The sequence below is a fragment of the Nostoc flagelliforme FACHB-838 genome (assembly GCF_014698065.1).
GTDB lineage: Bacteria > Cyanobacteriota > Cyanobacteriia > Cyanobacteriales > Nostocaceae > Nostoc > Nostoc flagelliforme_B.
In genome coordinates this window covers 26508-43451 of record NZ_JACJSI010000028.1, presented here as the reverse complement: position 1 = coordinate 43451, position 16944 = coordinate 26508, and the positions used below count along the sequence as shown (strand labels likewise).

Here is a 16944-nt window from a genome sequence, read left to right as displayed (position 1 = left end):
TGGTTATAAAGTTTTAAGATATTCGACTAAAGCTTGTTTCTCTTTGGCGGGTAAATCAGTGCCATAGAGATGTCCTTGATTACTATTGCCGGGAACACTAATGTCGTATTTAAAACCTACACGTTGTGCTTCTTCTCCTTCGGAAATAAAGCCAACTTTTTTCTGGTCGTAAACATCAAATCCTCGGTAAAAAGATTGGGGACGATTCTCTGGTTTTTCTAACAAGTCTTGTAAGGATGGCACCGAACCGTTATGGAGATAAGGCGCTCTTAACCAAAGACCATCAAGGGAGACAGATACATAACCATTAGTCTTCCGCAACTCGCTGAAGTCCCAAGGATAGCCATCACCAAATTTGTTGTAAGTATCTGCTGCTTGCTGCGTCCACATATCTAGACGGTGGCGGTCAGTTCCCACTTCTTCAACAGGAATCACCTTACCAGTTCTTTCACCGCCAAATGCGTGACAAGATGCACAGGTACTGCTAAAAATACCTTTCCCTTGTGTAGCTAGTTGCTCATTAACTGCAAACGGATATTTAGGAGGTGGTAATTCCGAAATATAATCTTCTACCCGTTGGAGATCCTTTACTGGTAGAGATTCTTTAGTTGCACCGTCACCAATAGCGCCAGTCTGCACTGTTTCTCGCAGCGAAGTTTCTAAACCATCCCAATGCAGGGCAAAGTTTTGGTGTTGCTTCTGATTCCACAAAGGCATCATATCTGAGTTACCAATGGTGTCATCTTTAGGCAACCTTAAAGTAGTGAACTTCACAGGGTTAAACGGGTCAATTCTACCCGCCCCCCAATTGGGACGAGAATCAGTCCAAGCAAAGTCAGCTTTTTGTTGTAGCAGCCCTTTCTTTGTTTGGGGAATAATTACAAAACGATAAAGCAGGTTTTCCCACCAGGGAAACTCATGGCTATATTTAATTTCGTCAAGGATATAGTCAGCTTGAAATCTGGAGTCGCTAGCAGCGTTACTAAGAAAACGAATATAGCCTTGAGAATCAAATTTATTCGACGGCCCAGCTGCAATGATTGTTGGCTTATCTTTGAGGTTTTCTCGATAAGTAGCATTATGACAAACAGCACAAGTTATTCCAACTCTCGGAAACCCAATGGTTTTTTTAGAAAAACCCACTGGTAGCTCTTTACCTTCTTCCCATGTAATTCCTAAAGAAGTATAACCGCCTGGCCCTGGTAACTTATCGGGAAATATACGCGGCAATACTAACCAAATCCAATATGGTACACCTTGCGCCTGTTCTGTACCAATAGAACCATATTTAAAATGATCCTCTGGTGACTTGTAAACTTCGCTAGGAACTTCGCGGAAAAGGTTGTACCATCCCGCATAACCCACAACCCCAAAAAGAAGGACAATAACTACAGCAATTGAGGTGATTATTTTCCCTAATTTTGACTTAAGTATTGCCATAAACTTAGGTTTCTCCTTGCTAAAGTGTCCTTCAAAGTTTCTTCATGTACTCAACAATTGCATCTTTCTCTTCTGGGGAGAGATCAACGCCATACAAATGACCGCTATTGCTATTACCTTCAAGTTTTGTATCAAATTTGAAGTATTTTTTACCATTTTCTTCGGCAACATCAGAGACAAAGCCAACTTTTGCTCTATCAATAACGTCATAGCCCCGATAGAATACTTGTGGTCTGTTCTCTGGTTTTTCTAATAAATCCCGTAAGGTGGGGACTGAACCATTGTGTAAATAAGGGCCGCGTAACCAAACACCATCAAGGGGCATATTTGCATAGCCATTAGTCTTGCGGAAATTTTTAAAGCGCCACGGATAACCCGCGTACAAGGTATTTTGGTTAGAGATAGTTTCATAAGTAAATGAATCTAGGCGATGCCTGTCTGTTCCAATTTCTTGAATTGGAACAACTTTGCCTGTATAAGCGCCACCAAAAGCGTGACAACTAGCGCAATTACTTTCAAAGAGTGGTTTTCCTGTGGTCGCTAAAGTTTCGTTAACTTCGTAGGGATATTTTGGTGGTGGTAGTTCCCACAGCCAATCGGCGATACGATCAATCCGAGGCAAATCAATGGTGGTGGGTGTGACTCCAGTTCCTAAAGCTGCGCTCTTATTGCGTTCATCAACCGAAGTATTATTACCATCCCAATGTAACTGCAATCCTTCGCGGGGTTTTTGATTCCAAATTGAGGGGAAATCAGAAGTACCAATCAGTTCATCCTCACGCAATTTATCCATTGGAAAATGGAATTGAATTGCTTTATAAGGATTAAAAGTATCTACTCTACCTGGCCCCCAATCTGGTTGTTTTTCAACAAAATTAAGTCGATATGCCTGATTAATTAGCGCATCTCTAGTTTGGGGAATTGCAATAAAGCGATAAAGTAATTTTTGAATGGGATTAAGACCACCACTGATTTTTTCAATTTCTGGCAACATCCGGTTAGCAGTAAAGCGCTCATCCACACCAACTGCTGATAAGAATTTGATATATCCCTGCAAATTAAGTACATTAGCAGGCATCGTAGTGATCACTTGATGTTCGCTATTCGGGGTATCTCGCAGCGTTCCTGTATGACATACAGCACAATTCAACCCAATGCGATCAATAAAAACTCTCCGTTGCGAAAAACCTATAGGCAAATCTTTATCAGGTTCTTTGATAAATTCCAAGGATGTATAACCTTTACCAGGTAATTTATCTGGGAATAGTTCTGGTAAAACTTTCCAAATCCAGTAAGGGATGCCATTGATGGGTTCGCTGCCGATTGAACCATATTTAAAGTGGTTTTCAATGTCAGCATAATCCACCGGGGAGTTAGACAAAACAGGCCAAAGCAAAAAGACTGCTACTGCTACAACACCCACAATCACAACCCAAATTCGCTGGAAAACTCCCTTGATTGAAGTCGGGAGTTGGGTAGGGTTTGTTTGTTGAGTCATGAAACACTCCCTATATTGCCGAGATTATCTGTAAGCGAAATTGTCAATTTAATACCCATCGCTTTTTATCTAGATAAATTTGCAAACTCAGTTTGATGAAAGACTGACATTACTTCTGCCATCATTTCTTCATAGCTATCGAAGCGATCCTGCTCGTAACAACCTAAGGGATTTTCAATTACATTCAGCAGACATTTATTGCAATAGGTACAGGGTTTGTCTGCCAGGTCTTTACCTGCTTGAAAAGATTTAACTAGGTCATTGTTAGCAATCAGGGTACGAGCCATTGTGACGCCATCGCAATACTTATCATTAATTGCCTGACGAATATAAGAAGCCTGCTGTAAACCACCAGTACATAGTACGGGGATATTAACGTGCTTTTTAATTTCTCTAGAATCTAATAAGTTTCTGCCTTGGTTCTCTATTAATAACTGCTTGATTTTGGGATCTTTTACGTCATCACCACTAAATGCCTGAGGTGGCAATTGCTTTTTGACGCGGTTCCATAAAAGATTGAAAATTGGATGTAAAAAGGCTTTGCGGAATAAAATGTAGTTGCGTGTGGTTTCTACACCACTTGATAACATCGCGTCATAGGTTTTAGAAATGATATCAAAATTAAAATCACCAATGGGATTGAGTGGGTGCGGAAATAAGCTACCAGTTGACACATGCACGCCATCAGCTCCAGCTTCTTCCGCCCATTTACAAACTTGGATGGATTCTTCTATGGTATTACCTGGTTTTTCCCAAAAGGTAACGGCGTTGTTATAGTCAACAGCACTAATTTTGAATTGCAGGTGAAAGTCGTTGCCTACTTCTTTGCGGATTGCTCTAATTACATCTAGCAAAAACCGCGCTCGATTCTCTAATGAACTACCATATTCATCTTGGCGATCGTTAATTCCAGAACTGAGAAATTGGTTAAAAAGATATCCATTAGCACTGTGTAATTCTACTCCATCCAAACCTGCTTCACGGGCACGTCTAGCACCATCGGCAAAGTATTGGATTGTTTGTTTAATTTCTGCTAGTGTCATCGCTTGACACAAAAAGCCGTGGAATGGCTCAGTTTGGCTGGTAGAACTTAACGCTTTTTTTCCTGAGTTTTCGATACCAGCAATATCCTGCTGTCGCCCAGAATGGCTTAATTGCAAGATAAATTTACAGTCGTATTCGTGGACTTTTTCTCCTACTTTTCGCCAAAAAGGAACGGTTTTATCAGAGTCAATTGTGGCGTAATTGGGCATAATTCTTCCCCGGATGGCGACTGGGACAAAGGAACTAATAATAGCCCCTACACCACCACGAGCAAATTTTTCTTCCCAGTTGATTCGGGCTTGAGTACCTGAACCATCGTAGTTATCCCACCTGCCGGAAATACTAGAGCGAAATATCCGATTTTTTACTGTGAGATGACGAAATCTCAATGGTTCAAAAATAATATCGTTTTCCATGTGTTCCTCTGTCTTTAACTTGTTATTTTCAGTAATAAAATTAGGTGGCAGAATTTTTGGTAGCGCTAATAGCCTCGCCACAGACTGATATTTTCATCGTCTCTGGGAGGGAAGTTTTTTATGTCTACAAATCCACAGTGCAGGTTTTCGGATCAAACGCTAAGTATTAAGTTTTTGTTACTTAGTTTTACTTACCAACCTTCAACATAGATATTTACCTTTATTGGTTTTTACAGTTATATAAAGACTTTTGCAATTTGTAAACCTACGGTATTTACACAGAAATTCTTAAAAGAGATGGAAATTTTCGTCTTTTTATCTCTTTTATAAGGTTAAGGCAAGCTTAAAAGAAGCACTTAACAATCTGTTACAAAGATCACCAAATACATAGGTAACGGATATAACGATAGCAAATTGGTTATTGAACACCATTGTAAATTTACAATTTTTTAAATTTTTGGTTTATAAATGTATAAAAGTTTATTGATGACGTTTTGCGAATTTGTGTAGTAAGTTCATATATAACGAGCCTCAGTAAGGTACATTTTAAATCATCAAAATATCCCAAGACTAAATCTGGAAAATGGGAAATTATTGATGGATTATTAGTGTGCCTCTGCAAATGTGAGGTGCAGTGAATAAGGTTTAGGTCTTACAACTAGAGAGTTTTATGAAAAAGACAAGTCTCATTTTTAAGGGCTGTCTGCTCCTGCTGTTCGTGACTATGTTTATAGTCTGCGGCTTTTATGGAACGCCTACAGCTCTAGCTGATGAGTATAGTGAGACACCTGCGCCCATAAGTAGTCAATACTCCAATACTGATGCAAGTGAATATCCGGATAATTGCGAGGGTATCGGTTATCTCCCAGAGTACACAACGGAGAATTTGACAGATGCCGAGAAACGGGGCCGTTGCACTTGGTACTTATGGACTGGCGGTAACGCTAAGTACTATCGTGATTTAGCGAAGCGAACGCATGGTAGTGCTGACCTGCTAAAGCTGATTGACTCAAAAGATCATGACGAGCGATTCAAGTTATATGGCGCAATTAACGATCCTGGATGTGAAAAATCCACAGAAAAAGATGAATACGGATTGCGTCTAGATAAATGTAAAGACCCGCTTTCAACTGGCGTTATTGGGTTGCGTAAATTCCCTAACCCCAATTTCGACCAGGCAAAATGGAACCCTGACGAGTATTTCAAAACCTCAAAAGTTGAGCCTCCCTACTTGATCGGGCAATCTTGTGCCATCTGTCACGTAGCGTTAGATCCTCTCAACCCACCCAAAGACAACGAACACCCAAAATGGGAAAACCTAGTAGCAGCATTAGGTAATCAGTACATCAAAGAAAGCGAATTCTTCGGAAGAAGTATCGCTGACAATAGTTTTGTTAAGCAAGTACTAAAATCTCAGAAACCGGGGACTTCTGATACTTCGCGGATTGCCACCGATCACATCAACAATCCGAATGCGATTAACGCCATTTTTAATTTAGGCGATCGCCCCACATATCCAGAGGTGATGAACGATGGTTCAACCAAGGATGTTAATCATATTCTCAAGGATGGTGCAGACTCTACAGGAGTGGCAGCAGCCTCACTACGCGTCTACGTCAACATTGGGATGTGCGGTGATTACTGGACAAGTCTCCATGAGCCTTTATTAGGCAGAACTCCCCAAAAACCTTTTGATATTGAAAAAGCGCGGAAGGAGTGCAAAGACTGGAGAGAGACAGAAGCACGCATGGCTGATGCAGAATCATTCCTGAAAACCATCAAGCCGATGCACTTGAAAGATGCGCCAGGTGGTGAAGAGTTCTTAACTAAAGACGAGGAAGTTCTCAAACGTGGTAAACGTGTTTTTGCCAGTACTTGTGCTGGTTGCCATTCCAGCAAAAAGCCAACTGCTGAGATTGCTGCTGACCCCGAACAGGCTCAAAAATGGTACGAAGAGTCTGTACTTAGCAGTAATTTCTTAGACCACAACTTCTTGTCTGATGACCAGCGTTATCCGGTAACACTAATTGGTACTAATGCGGGGCGATCGCTGGGGACAAATGCTACCAAGGGGCATATTTGGGATCAGTTCTCCTCGAAGACCTACAAAGAACTACCATCACCAGGTAATTTGACCCTGTACAACCCCTTCGATGAGAAAAAACCCATCGAATTTAAGATACCAAACGGTGGTTTGGGATATTACCGTACACCTTCACTAATAAGTATTTGGGCAACAGCACCACTTCTTCACAACAACGCACTAGGACTTTACAATGAAGATCCTTCAGTAAAAGGGCGTGTAGCAGCCTATACGGATGCGATGGAGAAGCTATTGTGGCCTGAAAAGCGTGAAGGAATTATCAGCAGGACAAATCGAGATACCAAATTAGAGCTTCCCCCAGGAGATCCGAATCCGAGATTTAGGCTTCCTGTTCCTAAAGGTACACCTGTAAATTTACTGGCAAGCATCAATATCAGAGAGGCGATTACATCTCTCAATCTGAGTAGCCTTTTCCAAGACTTGAAACCAGGTGGTGGAATTAAGGGTAAGTTGGCACGCGTGCTTTTAAGAGCTAATAAGTCTCCTGACTTCGTTGAAGATGAGGGTCATTATTTTGGCTCGAATCTGCCAGATGAAGATAAGAAAGCTTTAATTGAATTTGTGAAAACTTTCTAACACCAATATGCCGGGGTTCATAATATTTGACCCCGGAATATCCCTCCAAGCTATGCCAGTTGCTTGACTTCAAAAGCTACGGTGTACACACAAGTCCTAAGAACTTAGCTTGATAAGGCTTGACTTGTTACTGGGCTACCGCCTGGGAATGCATTCATTGAGTCTCTGGCTTAGTTTTTGACCCCAATCGGCATTCCTAGCCTCCAGGCTAGGAATGAGTCAATACAGGACTTTGGGCTTATCTTAGTACCATTCGTATATACACCGTAGTCTTAAAAAGGTTTACTCTAATTTCCTTTTTTCTCAGAAGGTTTAGGACAGATAAAACTTTAACTCAAGCGGATTTATTTCTAAGACAAGTTGTCTTGATACTCTATACTCGTTCTCGGTTAAATCTGGGAACGAGCAAAAATATTTATTAAATAGTGAGGATATATATGCAGTATTTACCAATCATCTTTGTTCGTGGATATGCAGGTACACAAAAAGATGTTGAGCAAACAGTTAATGATCCGTTTTATGGATTCAATAATGGTTCGACTCATATTCGAGTGGATGAAAAGGAAAATCCCCAGAAGTTTTTTTTCGAGAGTCCATTGCTGCGGCTAATGACCGATCATGGTTATCAACCGATTGTTGACAATCAAAATGTGAGCAATCAAATTAAAAGATTATCTAACCAACTTTATAAAACTATTTGGATCTACCGATTTTATGATGTAACTACACCTAGTTTTGGTTCTTCAAGTGTAGTTAGGCAGGAGATGGAAGAGATAGCGAGTGGTTTAAGAAAACTGATTCAGAATGTGAAGCAAACCACAGGTGCAGCCAAAGTTTACCTTGTGGCGCACTCAATGGGAGGACTTGTTTGCCGCAGCTTGATTCAAAAGATTTATCCAGAAAAAGGTGAGAAAGCCGTCGATCACATTGACAAATTATTTACCTACGCCACACCTCATGGTGGTATTTATTTTGAGGTAGGAAGTGGGATGCTTGAAGAACTTAGAGACAGGTTCCAATTGAATAATTCTGATGACTTTGGGCCTCAACGGATGTATCAGTACTTAACACCTCGTGTCCAACGAACCGATAAGTTACCCGATAAATTTCAGCTAGAAAAACTACAAAGTTTAGAGAATAAGTTTTCGCCAGACCGCGTTTTTTCTTTAATCGGAACTAATGCACATGACTATGAAGATGCTTTTGGTCTTTCACGCAAGACTGTGGGGGTCAAAAGTGATGGTCTAGTTCAGATAGATAAAGCTTACATCGCAGGATCTCATCGTGCTTATGTTCACCGTACTCATGGTGGACGTTATGGCATATTGAACTCCGAAGAAGGTTATCAAAACCTGCAACGTTTTTTGTTTGGTGATATCCAAGTGAAACTGTCTTTGAGCAATATCCAGCTGAAAGACCGAGACAAGAATTTTTATCAACTGGAAACTAGAATTGCTTTGCGTGGTCTTCCTGTTCCTATATATGAGCAATCGATCGGTCATTATTGTCCAATCACACAAGAGTTAACTAGAACAGATAAACCCGTTCCTCTATTTACAGCTTTTTTAATACCAAGAAACTCAGCCAGTGATAATAATGTCTGTAGATATGCTCTGCGTTTAGCACTGCATTCTTTCACAAAACAAGAGACAAATTGGTTGCGTGATAGTCATCTTGACCAAGTACCCCTGTGGTCTGACTATCTAATTACTGATGTTGCCGAATCAAATAGTACTTATGGAGCTATATACAGTTGGAATTCTGATGCAAAAGAGCCATTAATCAAGTTAAATTCCAACCGAGAATCCAGTTCTGATATATATGTTGCGTATGTTCCTTTACCTGAACGTGGACAAAAAGTTTTAGGAACAAACGCGTCAGTTCGCTTGGAAATTTCGCGCTGGCAATAAATGTGATTGTTAAGTACTGTGGAGAGTGCTTGTTATAGTGTAGTCAGTGATTAGTTATAGTTAATTAGTGCTTTTTAATTATTCTGAAGAGAGAATAAGTAAGGTTAAAGAGCGTTAGGTTACTAATGACTGATGATTCATAAAACATCTCCGAAAAACTTTAATTTCTGGAGATGTCTATTAGTTTTCAACGGGTTGCGCCCTTTCTTTCCCTAACTTCTCTACGAGACCCTAGGCGAACAAGCTAAAGCTTGTCAGGGAGGAATATTAGCTCCGAGACTGGGTACAGGGAAAGAGTCTTTTTCCCAATTTGGTTAGGGTTTGAATCCTCATCAAAATTGTCCCAGTCCCCAATCCCCAGTTCAATCTGTTAAGAGAGGAAAAATTATGCAGAGTAATCGCAAACAAACGGCTCTTATTACTGGTGCATCTGGCGGCATCGGTTATGAATTCGCTAAGTTATTTGCTCAGGATGGTTACAATCTTGTGTTAGTAGCTAGAAGCGTGGACAAGCTGAATGAAATTGCTGATGAATTTAAAAGTAAATTTGGCATTGGTGTCAAAGTTATATTCAAGGATTTATCTAACCCATCAGCACCAGAAGAAATTTTCACTGAGTTAAAACAAGCATCTATCAGAGTTGATGTGCTGATAAATAATGCTGGGTTTGCTACCTACGGATTATTTAACGAAATTGACCTTAATTCTGAACTGCAATTGCTACAGGTCAATATTTTATGTCTGACACATTTAACCAAGTTATTCCTCAAGGATATGGTTAAGCAGGGGTCTGGAAAAATATTAAATGTGGCTTCGACTGCTGCTTTTCAACCAGGGCCACTGATGGCAGTTTACTACGCTAGTAAAGCATACGTCTTATCATTTACCGAAGCGATCGCTAATGAGTTAGAAGGTACAGGTGTCTCGGTGACAGCACTTTGTCCAGGGCCTACAGAATCAGGTTTTCAACAAAGAGCCGCAATGGAAGACTCAAAGCTAGTAAGCGGTCAAAAAATTATGACTGCGGATACAGTAGCCCAAATCGGCTATCGTGGTCTATTAGAAAACAAAACTGTTGTTGTTCCTGGAATTAAAAATAAGCTCCTTGCGGAATCTGTAAGATTTACTCCTAGAAAGCTAGTGACTAAATTAGTGAGAAGTATGCAGGAAAGTAAGTAAGTTTTACCATAGCAATCCTAAATCAAACGCGCAGAAACAAGATCCCGGACTTCTTAAAGAAGTCCGGGATCTGCGGGTTGCAATTCTCACGAGTCTCTAATTACGAATTATTTTAATCTCCCTGTGGATGTTCATCCCACAACGTTGTCACTTCCCGTAAACTCTGATGATTGCCATTGCCCAAAATCAGATGATCTAGTACGGGAATGCCCAAAAGCTGCGCCCCTGCTAACAACTGACGCGTCAATTCTATATCTTCTTGGCTGGGTTCAAGGTTCCCAGAAGGATGATTGTGGGCAACTATTACCCGCGTTGCGCCTTGACGAATAACTTCTCGAAAAATATCACGAGGAGAGGCTAGGGTTTCGGTTGCGGTGCCAATAGTAATTACTTGCGTACCCAATAAGCGATTCTTGACATCTAACAGCACCACTGCAAAACGTTCTTGTATCTGCCACATCAAATCTTGGCTAAGGGTAGCAGCAGCAGCAAGTGGGCTATCAATTAATGTGCCATCGTTGGGACGAGATTGAAAAGCGCGTTTACCCAATTCTATTGCCGCTAAAATACTTGTCGCCTTCGCTGGGCCAACACCAGAAATTTGCATCAACTCAGCAGGGCTAACTTCTCGCAGAACTACCAAAGGATCGCGTTGGTGTTTGCCTAATTCGCTCAAAATATATTGTCCCAAACCCACAGCAGATAATTTTCCTGGCCCTTGACCGGTGCCTAGAAGAATTGCGATTAACTCTGCTGTGGCTAAAATTTTGGCACCATGCGTCATTAATCGCTCACGCGGACGCTCATTTGTAGGAAGGTCGGCAATTCTGAGGCAATAGGTCATAGCAAACTAAGAGAATACTCACCCTAGATGGAACTATCTTTATTTATCCCTTGTTTGCTCTTAAAATCATCTTTATTTGAGAAAATCTTTAATTTTGGTAAGTTTTTATGGGTAATCTTATTTGTAACTTTCAAAGGGAACACTAAAAATAATATGATTTGGGGCGATGCCTACGGCGGTAAACTACGCTATGTTTGATGATTTATTCAACAATCTCAAAGGTTTTATTGACTCTAAAATCCAAGAAGTTGGTAACGATCTGCAAAAACGCTTCGGCGTTCCCGAACCCGCAGAGCCATTTGTGCTGATTCGTCGATTCACACCTGCCGATTTCACGGTGACAAGGGGAGGCATTGCAATTTTCGGAGAAAGTTGGCGAATTGAAGCCTATGACGACAATATTCAGCAGTTAATGATTAGTACAAATCCTTTGCGAAATGTCATCTTGTTTGAAGTTGCAGCGCCCGATGTCCAAGAGTGTGTTCTTGCTTGTCAATTTAACGCGAAAGCGCTAGACACAGAAAAACCAATTAATGTGAGTTTAGGTTTATGTAGGACAGGACAATGGGGCGAAATGAGAACAACTTGATGGTCTACAGGAGTTTCACCAACGGAAAATTTTAAGCCTTACGAAGCGCGTGCCCATTTTAAAAAAGAAGCCGATGCTGCTAAAGTTCAAATTAGCCCTCTTCTGTCACTCTCCGGGAAGGCTATCGCTAGAAGCCTCATGAGGCAATCAATACAAGTTATACTATTAGAAAAAAATAGGTCTTGTATTTGTTATTAGAAAATAATCGCGCAATCGCTTGCTATACAAAAGCTCTAGATTTTAGAAAAGGCAAATGTTTTCGGAGAGTGACAGAAGAGGGTTAGTGTGCAATTTGAGAGTAGTGGCATTCTTGAGATTAGAGATATTGAACTGCTGCAAGCACCCGTCAAGTCACTATCATGATAAGAATTAGACATAGGAGAATATAGAGACATAGCAGTGTTACGTCTCTACAAGGGTTATGGATAACGCATATTTAATTTCACTAGATGTCTACTGATAAATTTGCGTTGCTTTGAGCATGTGGTAGGTAATGATTAACTGAGTCAAAGCCAGAGGATAACTTTGCAGTGTTTCTCCAGTTGTACCAGCAATTTTACCCAGTTCTGGATTACTTTCGCGATCGCAAATACTTCGTAAATGGGGCATATCAGAACAAATAATATGCTCTAGCTTATTCACCTGTTCTAAGGTGGCGTGTCCATCAACTTCTAAGACATCCACCGGTTTACTCATATCTCTGTCTAGTCCCAGGCGAATCGCTGAGTCAGAATTACCATAACCAGGGTTGATAATCTGCGTAAAATCTGGGTGGGGAATTGACGGACGTAGTACCAAACGCACATTTAAATGTCCATTGGTTTCATCATCTTCCCCAGTAGGTGGATAAAAACTAATAACTATATCAGACCATTGCCGCTGCGGACGAATAAATTGTGCTGAGTCTGATTCCCGTTTTTCTAATTCTGCTAATACCTGTTCAGCAGTGTAACCCCGTTTTTGGGTATCCCGCTTGACTTTCCACTTAGTGCGTAGTTCTTCAGGAGGCGCAAGATAAACTTTTACATCGTAAGAGTCACGGGCAACACGGGTAGAATAACCGAGTAATCCCTCAATAATTACGAATTTATTGGGCTTGATATACTGCGGTGGTTCGAATGTGCCGGTTTTATGGCTATAAACTGGTTTGAGAATTGGTTGTCCTGTGCGTAGCAACGACAGGTGTTGCTGCATAATATCTAAGTGGTTACAATCAGGGTGGAGGGCAGTGATGCCAATCTCTGCACGTTGTTGGCGATCGTAACGGTGATAATCATCTGTGCAAATGAGCGTAACATTTTCTGGGCCGAGTACCTGAGCGATTCCTCGCGTTAGTGTTGTTTTCCCAGCAGCGCTGTCGCCTACAATACCAAGAATTATTGGACGGCTCATCATACCTCCCAGAATAAAAGCAAGTTTAGTAATAAAATTTCCCTACAATAGTTTTTATTCTAGAAGGGTTTAGGCAAGTAACTCAAGCAATGGCTTGGTATGCAATATCTCTACATATCTCTACATATAGAATGTCTGTGTGCTGGTTTATTGCATAATAATTACAAACTACATCACTTTCAGAGTCATTTGTATCCATAACCACCCGAATTCAATATATTTATTGCATAAATTCTCAAAACTTTACCTGAAACCTGATTTACTAAGGTTTTAGCTTTAGTTTTACCCCACCCTAACCATCAGTGCGATTAAGTCGGTAATGTTTGGGATTTAAGAAGAAATTCGACTTGTGTGTACACGGTATGTCTGAAGACTGGGAATGTATTCCAAATGGGCTGCCTCTTCTTTCTTGACGAGAGGCAAAGCCTCCTAGAAGGCGTTCCTAGGCTGGAGCCTGGGAACAAGGCAACACAAGACTTTGGGCTTATTTTAGTGCCATTCGTCTATGGGGTTTAGACAAAAGAGGAACGCACGGTATGACCACTCAAACACTAGGACTCGAACAAAACCTCTATGACTATTTACTGTCAGTTTCTCTGCGAGAACCAGAAATTCTAACTCAACTAAGACAGGAAACAGCCCAGTATCCAATAGGTAGAATGCAGATTGCTCCCGAACAGGGGCAGTTTATAGCGTTGCTGGTGCAGTTGTTGGGAGTTAAGAAAACTTTGGATATTGGGGTATTTACAGGTTATAGTGCCTTGGTGGTGGCATTGGCGTTACCAAGTGACGGTAAGGTGGTAGCCTGTGATGTGAGTGAGGAGTTTACAACGATCGCTCGGCGCTATTGGCAGCAAGCAGGAGTGGCAGAGAAAATTCAATTACATATTGCCCCAGCTTTAGAGACTTTGGATCGGCTATTGACAACAGGAGAAGCAGAAACATTTGATTTCGCCTTCATCGATGCAGATAAGAGCAACTATGATGGCTATTATGAGCAATCGCTGCAATTAGTGCGTCCGGGAGGACTGATTGCGATCGATAATGTCCTCTGGTCAGGCAGGGTTGCCGACCCCCAAGTGCAAGATAATAGAACTAAAAGAATTCGTGCTTTTAATCAAAAGCTGCATCAAGACGAGCGAGTTAATCTTAGTTTAATAGCGATCGCTGATGGCTTAACTTTGGCACTGAAGAAGTAATCCCAAATAAATTACCCCAAGCTGAGGCGAAGCCAACTTGGGGTTTCTACTTGTAGTAAAGAAGATATACTTATAGGTCAGAACTTCACCGTAGTAATTCCTCAACTTGATGTTGGCTCCACAAAGTTCTGTATAAACCCTCTTGTTGCAAAAGTTCCAAGTGATTGCCTACCTGGACAATTTTCCCCTTTTCCATCACAAAAATTCGGTCAGTAGCCGCCGCCGCTGATAATTGGTGCGTAATAAAAACTACTGTTTTTCGTTCAGTACCACCAGAGAGATTTTTGAGGATTTGCGTAGCTGTTTGATTATCTACACTAGAGAGAGCATCATCCAAAATTAACACTGGAGCATTTACTAGCATTGCTCTAGCTAAAGCAGTACGTTGTCGCTGACCGCCAGAAAGAGTAATACCGCGTTCACCAACAAGAGTTTCATATTGCTGGGGAAAATTGTGAATTTCTGATTCAATTTGAGCAAGTTTAGCAACAGATTCTATCTGCTCTTGTTCGCTAACAGGATCGCCGTAGCGGATATTATTTTTGATGGTGGTGCTAAATAAAAAGTTATCTTGAGGAACGTAGGCGATCGCACCTCGTAAATCTGCCAAAGCTATCTTGGTAATATCCACCCCATCTAAAAACAATTGTCCTGATTCAATATCCAACAGGCGCGGCAAAGCATTGGCCAAAGTGGATTTCCCTGAACCAATCGCCCCAACAATGGCCACGGTTTCTCCCGGAGCAATGGTAAAGTTAATATTTGCTAAAGCTGGAGTCGTGGAAGCAGGGTAATTGTAGGTGAGATTTTTAGCTGTCAGTTCTCCTTTAAGTTCAGCTATAGGCAAATGGATTGCATCGGCTGCATCTTTAATTTTCGGTGTGACAGAGAGAATAGATTCAAGGCGATCAATACTAACTTCACCCCGTTGATAGGCAGTAATTGTGAATCCTAAAAAGGCTGTAGGGAAAACTAAACGCTCTACATAAATTAGCAATACTAAAAAGTCGCCAACTTGAAGCGTCCCAGAAGATATCCGCGCCGCCCCTAGCCAGATGATTACTAGTGAACTGACGTTAGCTAGTCCGCCAATAAGCGAAAAAAGTGTATTGCGGATTTTTGCCAATTCCAAGTTAGCAGTTAATAGCTGCTGATTTTTCTTGGAGAAGGCTCGACGCTCGTTTGCTTCTTGAGCATAGATTTTTATTAAGGCAATGCCACTAATATCCTCCTGAATGAGTTCGCTGATGTCAGAGAGTTGCTCTTGGACTTCTGCTTGTTGTTTGCGTAAGCGATCGCTAAACATGCTCACTAACAAGAGCATAAAAGGGTAAACTGCCAGGGAAGCTAGTGTGAGTTCCACACTAATCGTCAGCATGACTGGCAGTGTCAAGGCGTAAGCAAAGAAGGTATTTGCCAAGCTCAAAATTGCAAAACCCAACAACCGCTTGATATTATCCACATCACTGGTAGCTCGATTAATCAAATCGCCAGCAGTATTACTAGCAAAATAAGCCGGCTCCAGCTTGAGTAAGTGTTCAAAAATCCGTTGTTTCAGGTCAAATTCCACCTGCCGCCCCACCCCAAATAGCCAAATACGGGATGCCATTCGCATTAGCCACATCGCCGAACTTAGTAATACAATGATTACTACGTCATGTATTATTTGGTTTAAGATGAAGGTTGTGGAGAGTTTGTCAACACTAGCACGAATCAACAAGGGGATATAAACGCCCAGTGCATTGACAGACAACAAAGCGAGAATGCCTAAAGACACCTCCCGCCAATGGGGTCGTAAGTAAGCACCGAGTTTAGCGATTCGTCGAGATTTTGCCATTAAAGCAATTTTGCAACTTTATCATCCTAGATTAACTGCTAGTCCAAGAAGGCAGCTATTTAGGGGAATAAGGATTGAGGATTGGGAATTGGGGATTGGGGGCTGAATCCCTGTTTAAATTTTCCCAATCTCCAGTTTTTATTTCAATGAAACCCTTGCAAATTCGTAATTTTGAATTTCGCGCAGCGTTATTAAAGCGTGGCATAGCGGTCTTTTTAGTATTTTTCTTACTTTATTACCGCTGAACACGCAAGAACCTGTAAATTTCAACGAGATAACTTTCCCAAGTTCTTGTTGTCAATTGCAACGTGTCTGAATTTGGTACAAAGTCTTCAAGCCGTAAACCTCGTGTGCGAATATCTTGGGGATTTCCTTGTAATAAGTAGGGAGGCACTCTCAAATTATAAGAAAAAATGCTATCCCCAGTCACATCTGAAATGCCCATTGTCGTGGTTTGTTGCCCCAATGCCACCAGTGTCCCAGATGTTGGTGCAGCAGTTGCTACATAAGTTTCACCTGCCATTGCTCCTAAAGGTGCCCGATAAAGGAAATAGGCAACTGCTGGTGTACTTGCTAACAGCAAAATCGTTAGTGCCCAACCGATTAAGTATCCTCCTGGTTTCTCTATTCCACCTCCTTTGATTTTCTGAGCTGCAAGAATCATCAGTAAAACAGATGCTCCTAAAGGCTTGAGTGGAAAAGACAGCATCCTCCACAGTGACGCTACAGCTGGTTCAGTGGGGTTAAGAAATGATAAGGCTACGATTACCAAGATAACGACTAAGATTAATCGCCCGACAAAGCTTCCAGAGGGATAAAATCGCTGGAACAGAGAATATACGACAGTGCCAATCAGCAGCCATAGCAGTACCCGGCTTAACAATAGAAACATACATTAACTCTCAAATTTTCTGGT

General features: G+C 41.3%; 12 protein-coding genes. 5 read left to right on the top strand and 7 right to left on the bottom strand.

Annotated elements, in window-relative coordinates:
• Positions 1-3 precede the first annotated feature (3 nt).
• From H6G97_RS15965 to H6G97_RS15955, 3 genes are all read right to left on the bottom strand, one after another.
• Positions 4-1440: a c-type cytochrome gene (locus H6G97_RS15965; RefSeq protein WP_190941727.1), complete on the bottom strand. Its 1437-nt coding sequence runs from the start codon at positions 1438-1440 to the stop codon at positions 4-6.
• Between the two features lie 31 nt (positions 1441-1471).
• On the bottom strand, positions 1472-2938 hold the full coding sequence (locus tag H6G97_RS15960; RefSeq protein WP_190941726.1) for a c-type cytochrome: 1467 nt from the start codon (positions 2936-2938) through the stop codon (positions 1472-1474).
• Between the two features lie 65 nt (positions 2939-3003).
• Entirely contained in the window at positions 3004-4479 is a 1476-nt protein-coding gene (locus tag H6G97_RS15955; protein ID WP_338421726.1) for an NADH:flavin oxidoreductase, read from the bottom strand.
• A gap of 589 nt (positions 4480-5068) precedes the next feature.
• Here H6G97_RS15955 and H6G97_RS15950 point away from each other — a divergent pair.
• The 3 genes from H6G97_RS15950 to H6G97_RS15940 all read left to right on the top strand — a co-directional run bounded on the left by H6G97_RS15950 (position 5069) and on the right by H6G97_RS15940 (position 10167).
• Positions 5069-7078, top strand: a complete 2010-nt coding sequence (locus H6G97_RS15950; protein ID WP_190941725.1) for a hypothetical protein — start codon at positions 5069-5071, stop codon at positions 7076-7078.
• Between the two features lie 437 nt (positions 7079-7515).
• Positions 7516-8988, top strand: coding sequence for an esterase/lipase family protein (locus tag H6G97_RS15945; protein WP_190941724.1), 1473 nt, complete (start codon positions 7516-7518; stop codon positions 8986-8988).
• Between the two features lie 387 nt (positions 8989-9375).
• On the top strand, positions 9376-10167 hold the full coding sequence (locus H6G97_RS15940; protein ID WP_190941723.1) for an SDR family NAD(P)-dependent oxidoreductase: 792 nt from the start codon (positions 9376-9378) through the stop codon (positions 10165-10167).
• A 112-nt stretch (positions 10168-10279) separates the two neighbouring features.
• On the opposite strand, the gene radC is transcribed toward H6G97_RS15940, so the two are convergent.
• On the bottom strand, positions 10280-11011 hold the full coding sequence (radC, locus tag H6G97_RS15935; RefSeq protein ID WP_190941722.1) for a RadC family protein: 732 nt from the start codon (positions 11009-11011) through the stop codon (positions 10280-10282).
• A gap of 166 nt (positions 11012-11177) precedes the next feature.
• Here radC and H6G97_RS15930 point away from each other — a divergent pair, with 166 nt between their 5' ends.
• The gene (locus H6G97_RS15930) at positions 11178-11600 is read left to right on the top strand and encodes a hypothetical protein (RefSeq protein WP_190941721.1); all 423 of its coding nucleotides are present in this window, start codon (positions 11178-11180) and stop codon (positions 11598-11600) included.
• Between the two features lie 453 nt (positions 11601-12053).
• On the opposite strand, the gene H6G97_RS15925 is transcribed toward H6G97_RS15930, so the two are convergent.
• Positions 12054-12992, bottom strand: a complete 939-nt coding sequence (locus tag H6G97_RS15925; protein WP_190941756.1) for a phosphoribulokinase — start codon at positions 12990-12992, stop codon at positions 12054-12056.
• A gap of 536 nt (positions 12993-13528) precedes the next feature.
• Between H6G97_RS15925 and H6G97_RS15920 the strand changes: the two genes are divergently transcribed.
• Positions 13529-14191, top strand: coding sequence for a class I SAM-dependent methyltransferase (locus H6G97_RS15920; protein WP_190941720.1), 663 nt, complete (start codon positions 13529-13531; stop codon positions 14189-14191).
• A gap of 85 nt (positions 14192-14276) precedes the next feature.
• Here H6G97_RS15920 and H6G97_RS15915 read toward each other — a convergent pair whose 3' ends face one another.
• Together H6G97_RS15915 and fraI are read right to left on the bottom strand one after the other, a co-directional pair.
• The gene (locus H6G97_RS15915) at positions 14277-16028 is read right to left on the bottom strand and encodes an ABC transporter ATP-binding protein (protein WP_190941719.1); all 1752 of its coding nucleotides are present in this window, start codon (positions 16026-16028) and stop codon (positions 14277-14279) included.
• A 235-nt stretch (positions 16029-16263) separates the two neighbouring features.
• Positions 16264-16920: a septal nanopore formation protein FraI gene (gene fraI, locus H6G97_RS15910; RefSeq protein ID WP_190941718.1), complete on the bottom strand. Its 657-nt coding sequence runs from the start codon at positions 16918-16920 to the stop codon at positions 16264-16266.
• Between the last annotated feature and the right edge of the window lie 24 nt (positions 16921-16944).

Excerpts from the sequence above, each read along its gene's own strand:
- H6G97_RS15960 (WP_190941726.1), bottom strand. The coding sequence starts at position 2,938 with ATGACTCAACAAACAAACCCTACCCAACTCCCGACTTCAATCAAGGGA.
- H6G97_RS15945 (WP_190941724.1), top strand. The coding sequence starts at position 7,516 with ATGCAGTATTTACCAATCATCTTTGTTCGTGGATATGCAGGTACACAA.
- radC (WP_190941722.1), bottom strand. The coding sequence starts at position 11,011 with ATGACCTATTGCCTCAGAATTGCCGACCTTCCTACAAATGAGCGTCCG.
- H6G97_RS15920 (WP_190941720.1), top strand. The coding sequence starts at position 13,529 with ATGACCACTCAAACACTAGGACTCGAACAAAACCTCTATGACTATTTA.
- H6G97_RS15950 (WP_190941725.1), top strand. The coding sequence starts at position 5,069 with ATGAAAAAGACAAGTCTCATTTTTAAGGGCTGTCTGCTCCTGCTGTTC.
- H6G97_RS15925 (WP_190941756.1), bottom strand. The coding sequence starts at position 12,992 with ATGAGCCGTCCAATAATTCTTGGTATTGTAGGCGACAGCGCTGCTGGG.
- fraI (WP_190941718.1), bottom strand. The coding sequence starts at position 16,920 with ATGTTTCTATTGTTAAGCCGGGTACTGCTATGGCTGCTGATTGGCACT.
- H6G97_RS15930 (WP_190941721.1), top strand. The coding sequence starts at position 11,178 with ATGCCTACGGCGGTAAACTACGCTATGTTTGATGATTTATTCAACAAT.
- H6G97_RS15915 (WP_190941719.1), bottom strand. The coding sequence starts at position 16,028 with ATGGCAAAATCTCGACGAATCGCTAAACTCGGTGCTTACTTACGACCC.
- H6G97_RS15940 (WP_190941723.1), top strand. The coding sequence starts at position 9,376 with ATGCAGAGTAATCGCAAACAAACGGCTCTTATTACTGGTGCATCTGGC.
- H6G97_RS15965 (WP_190941727.1), bottom strand. The coding sequence starts at position 1,440 with ATGGCAATACTTAAGTCAAAATTAGGGAAAATAATCACCTCAATTGCT.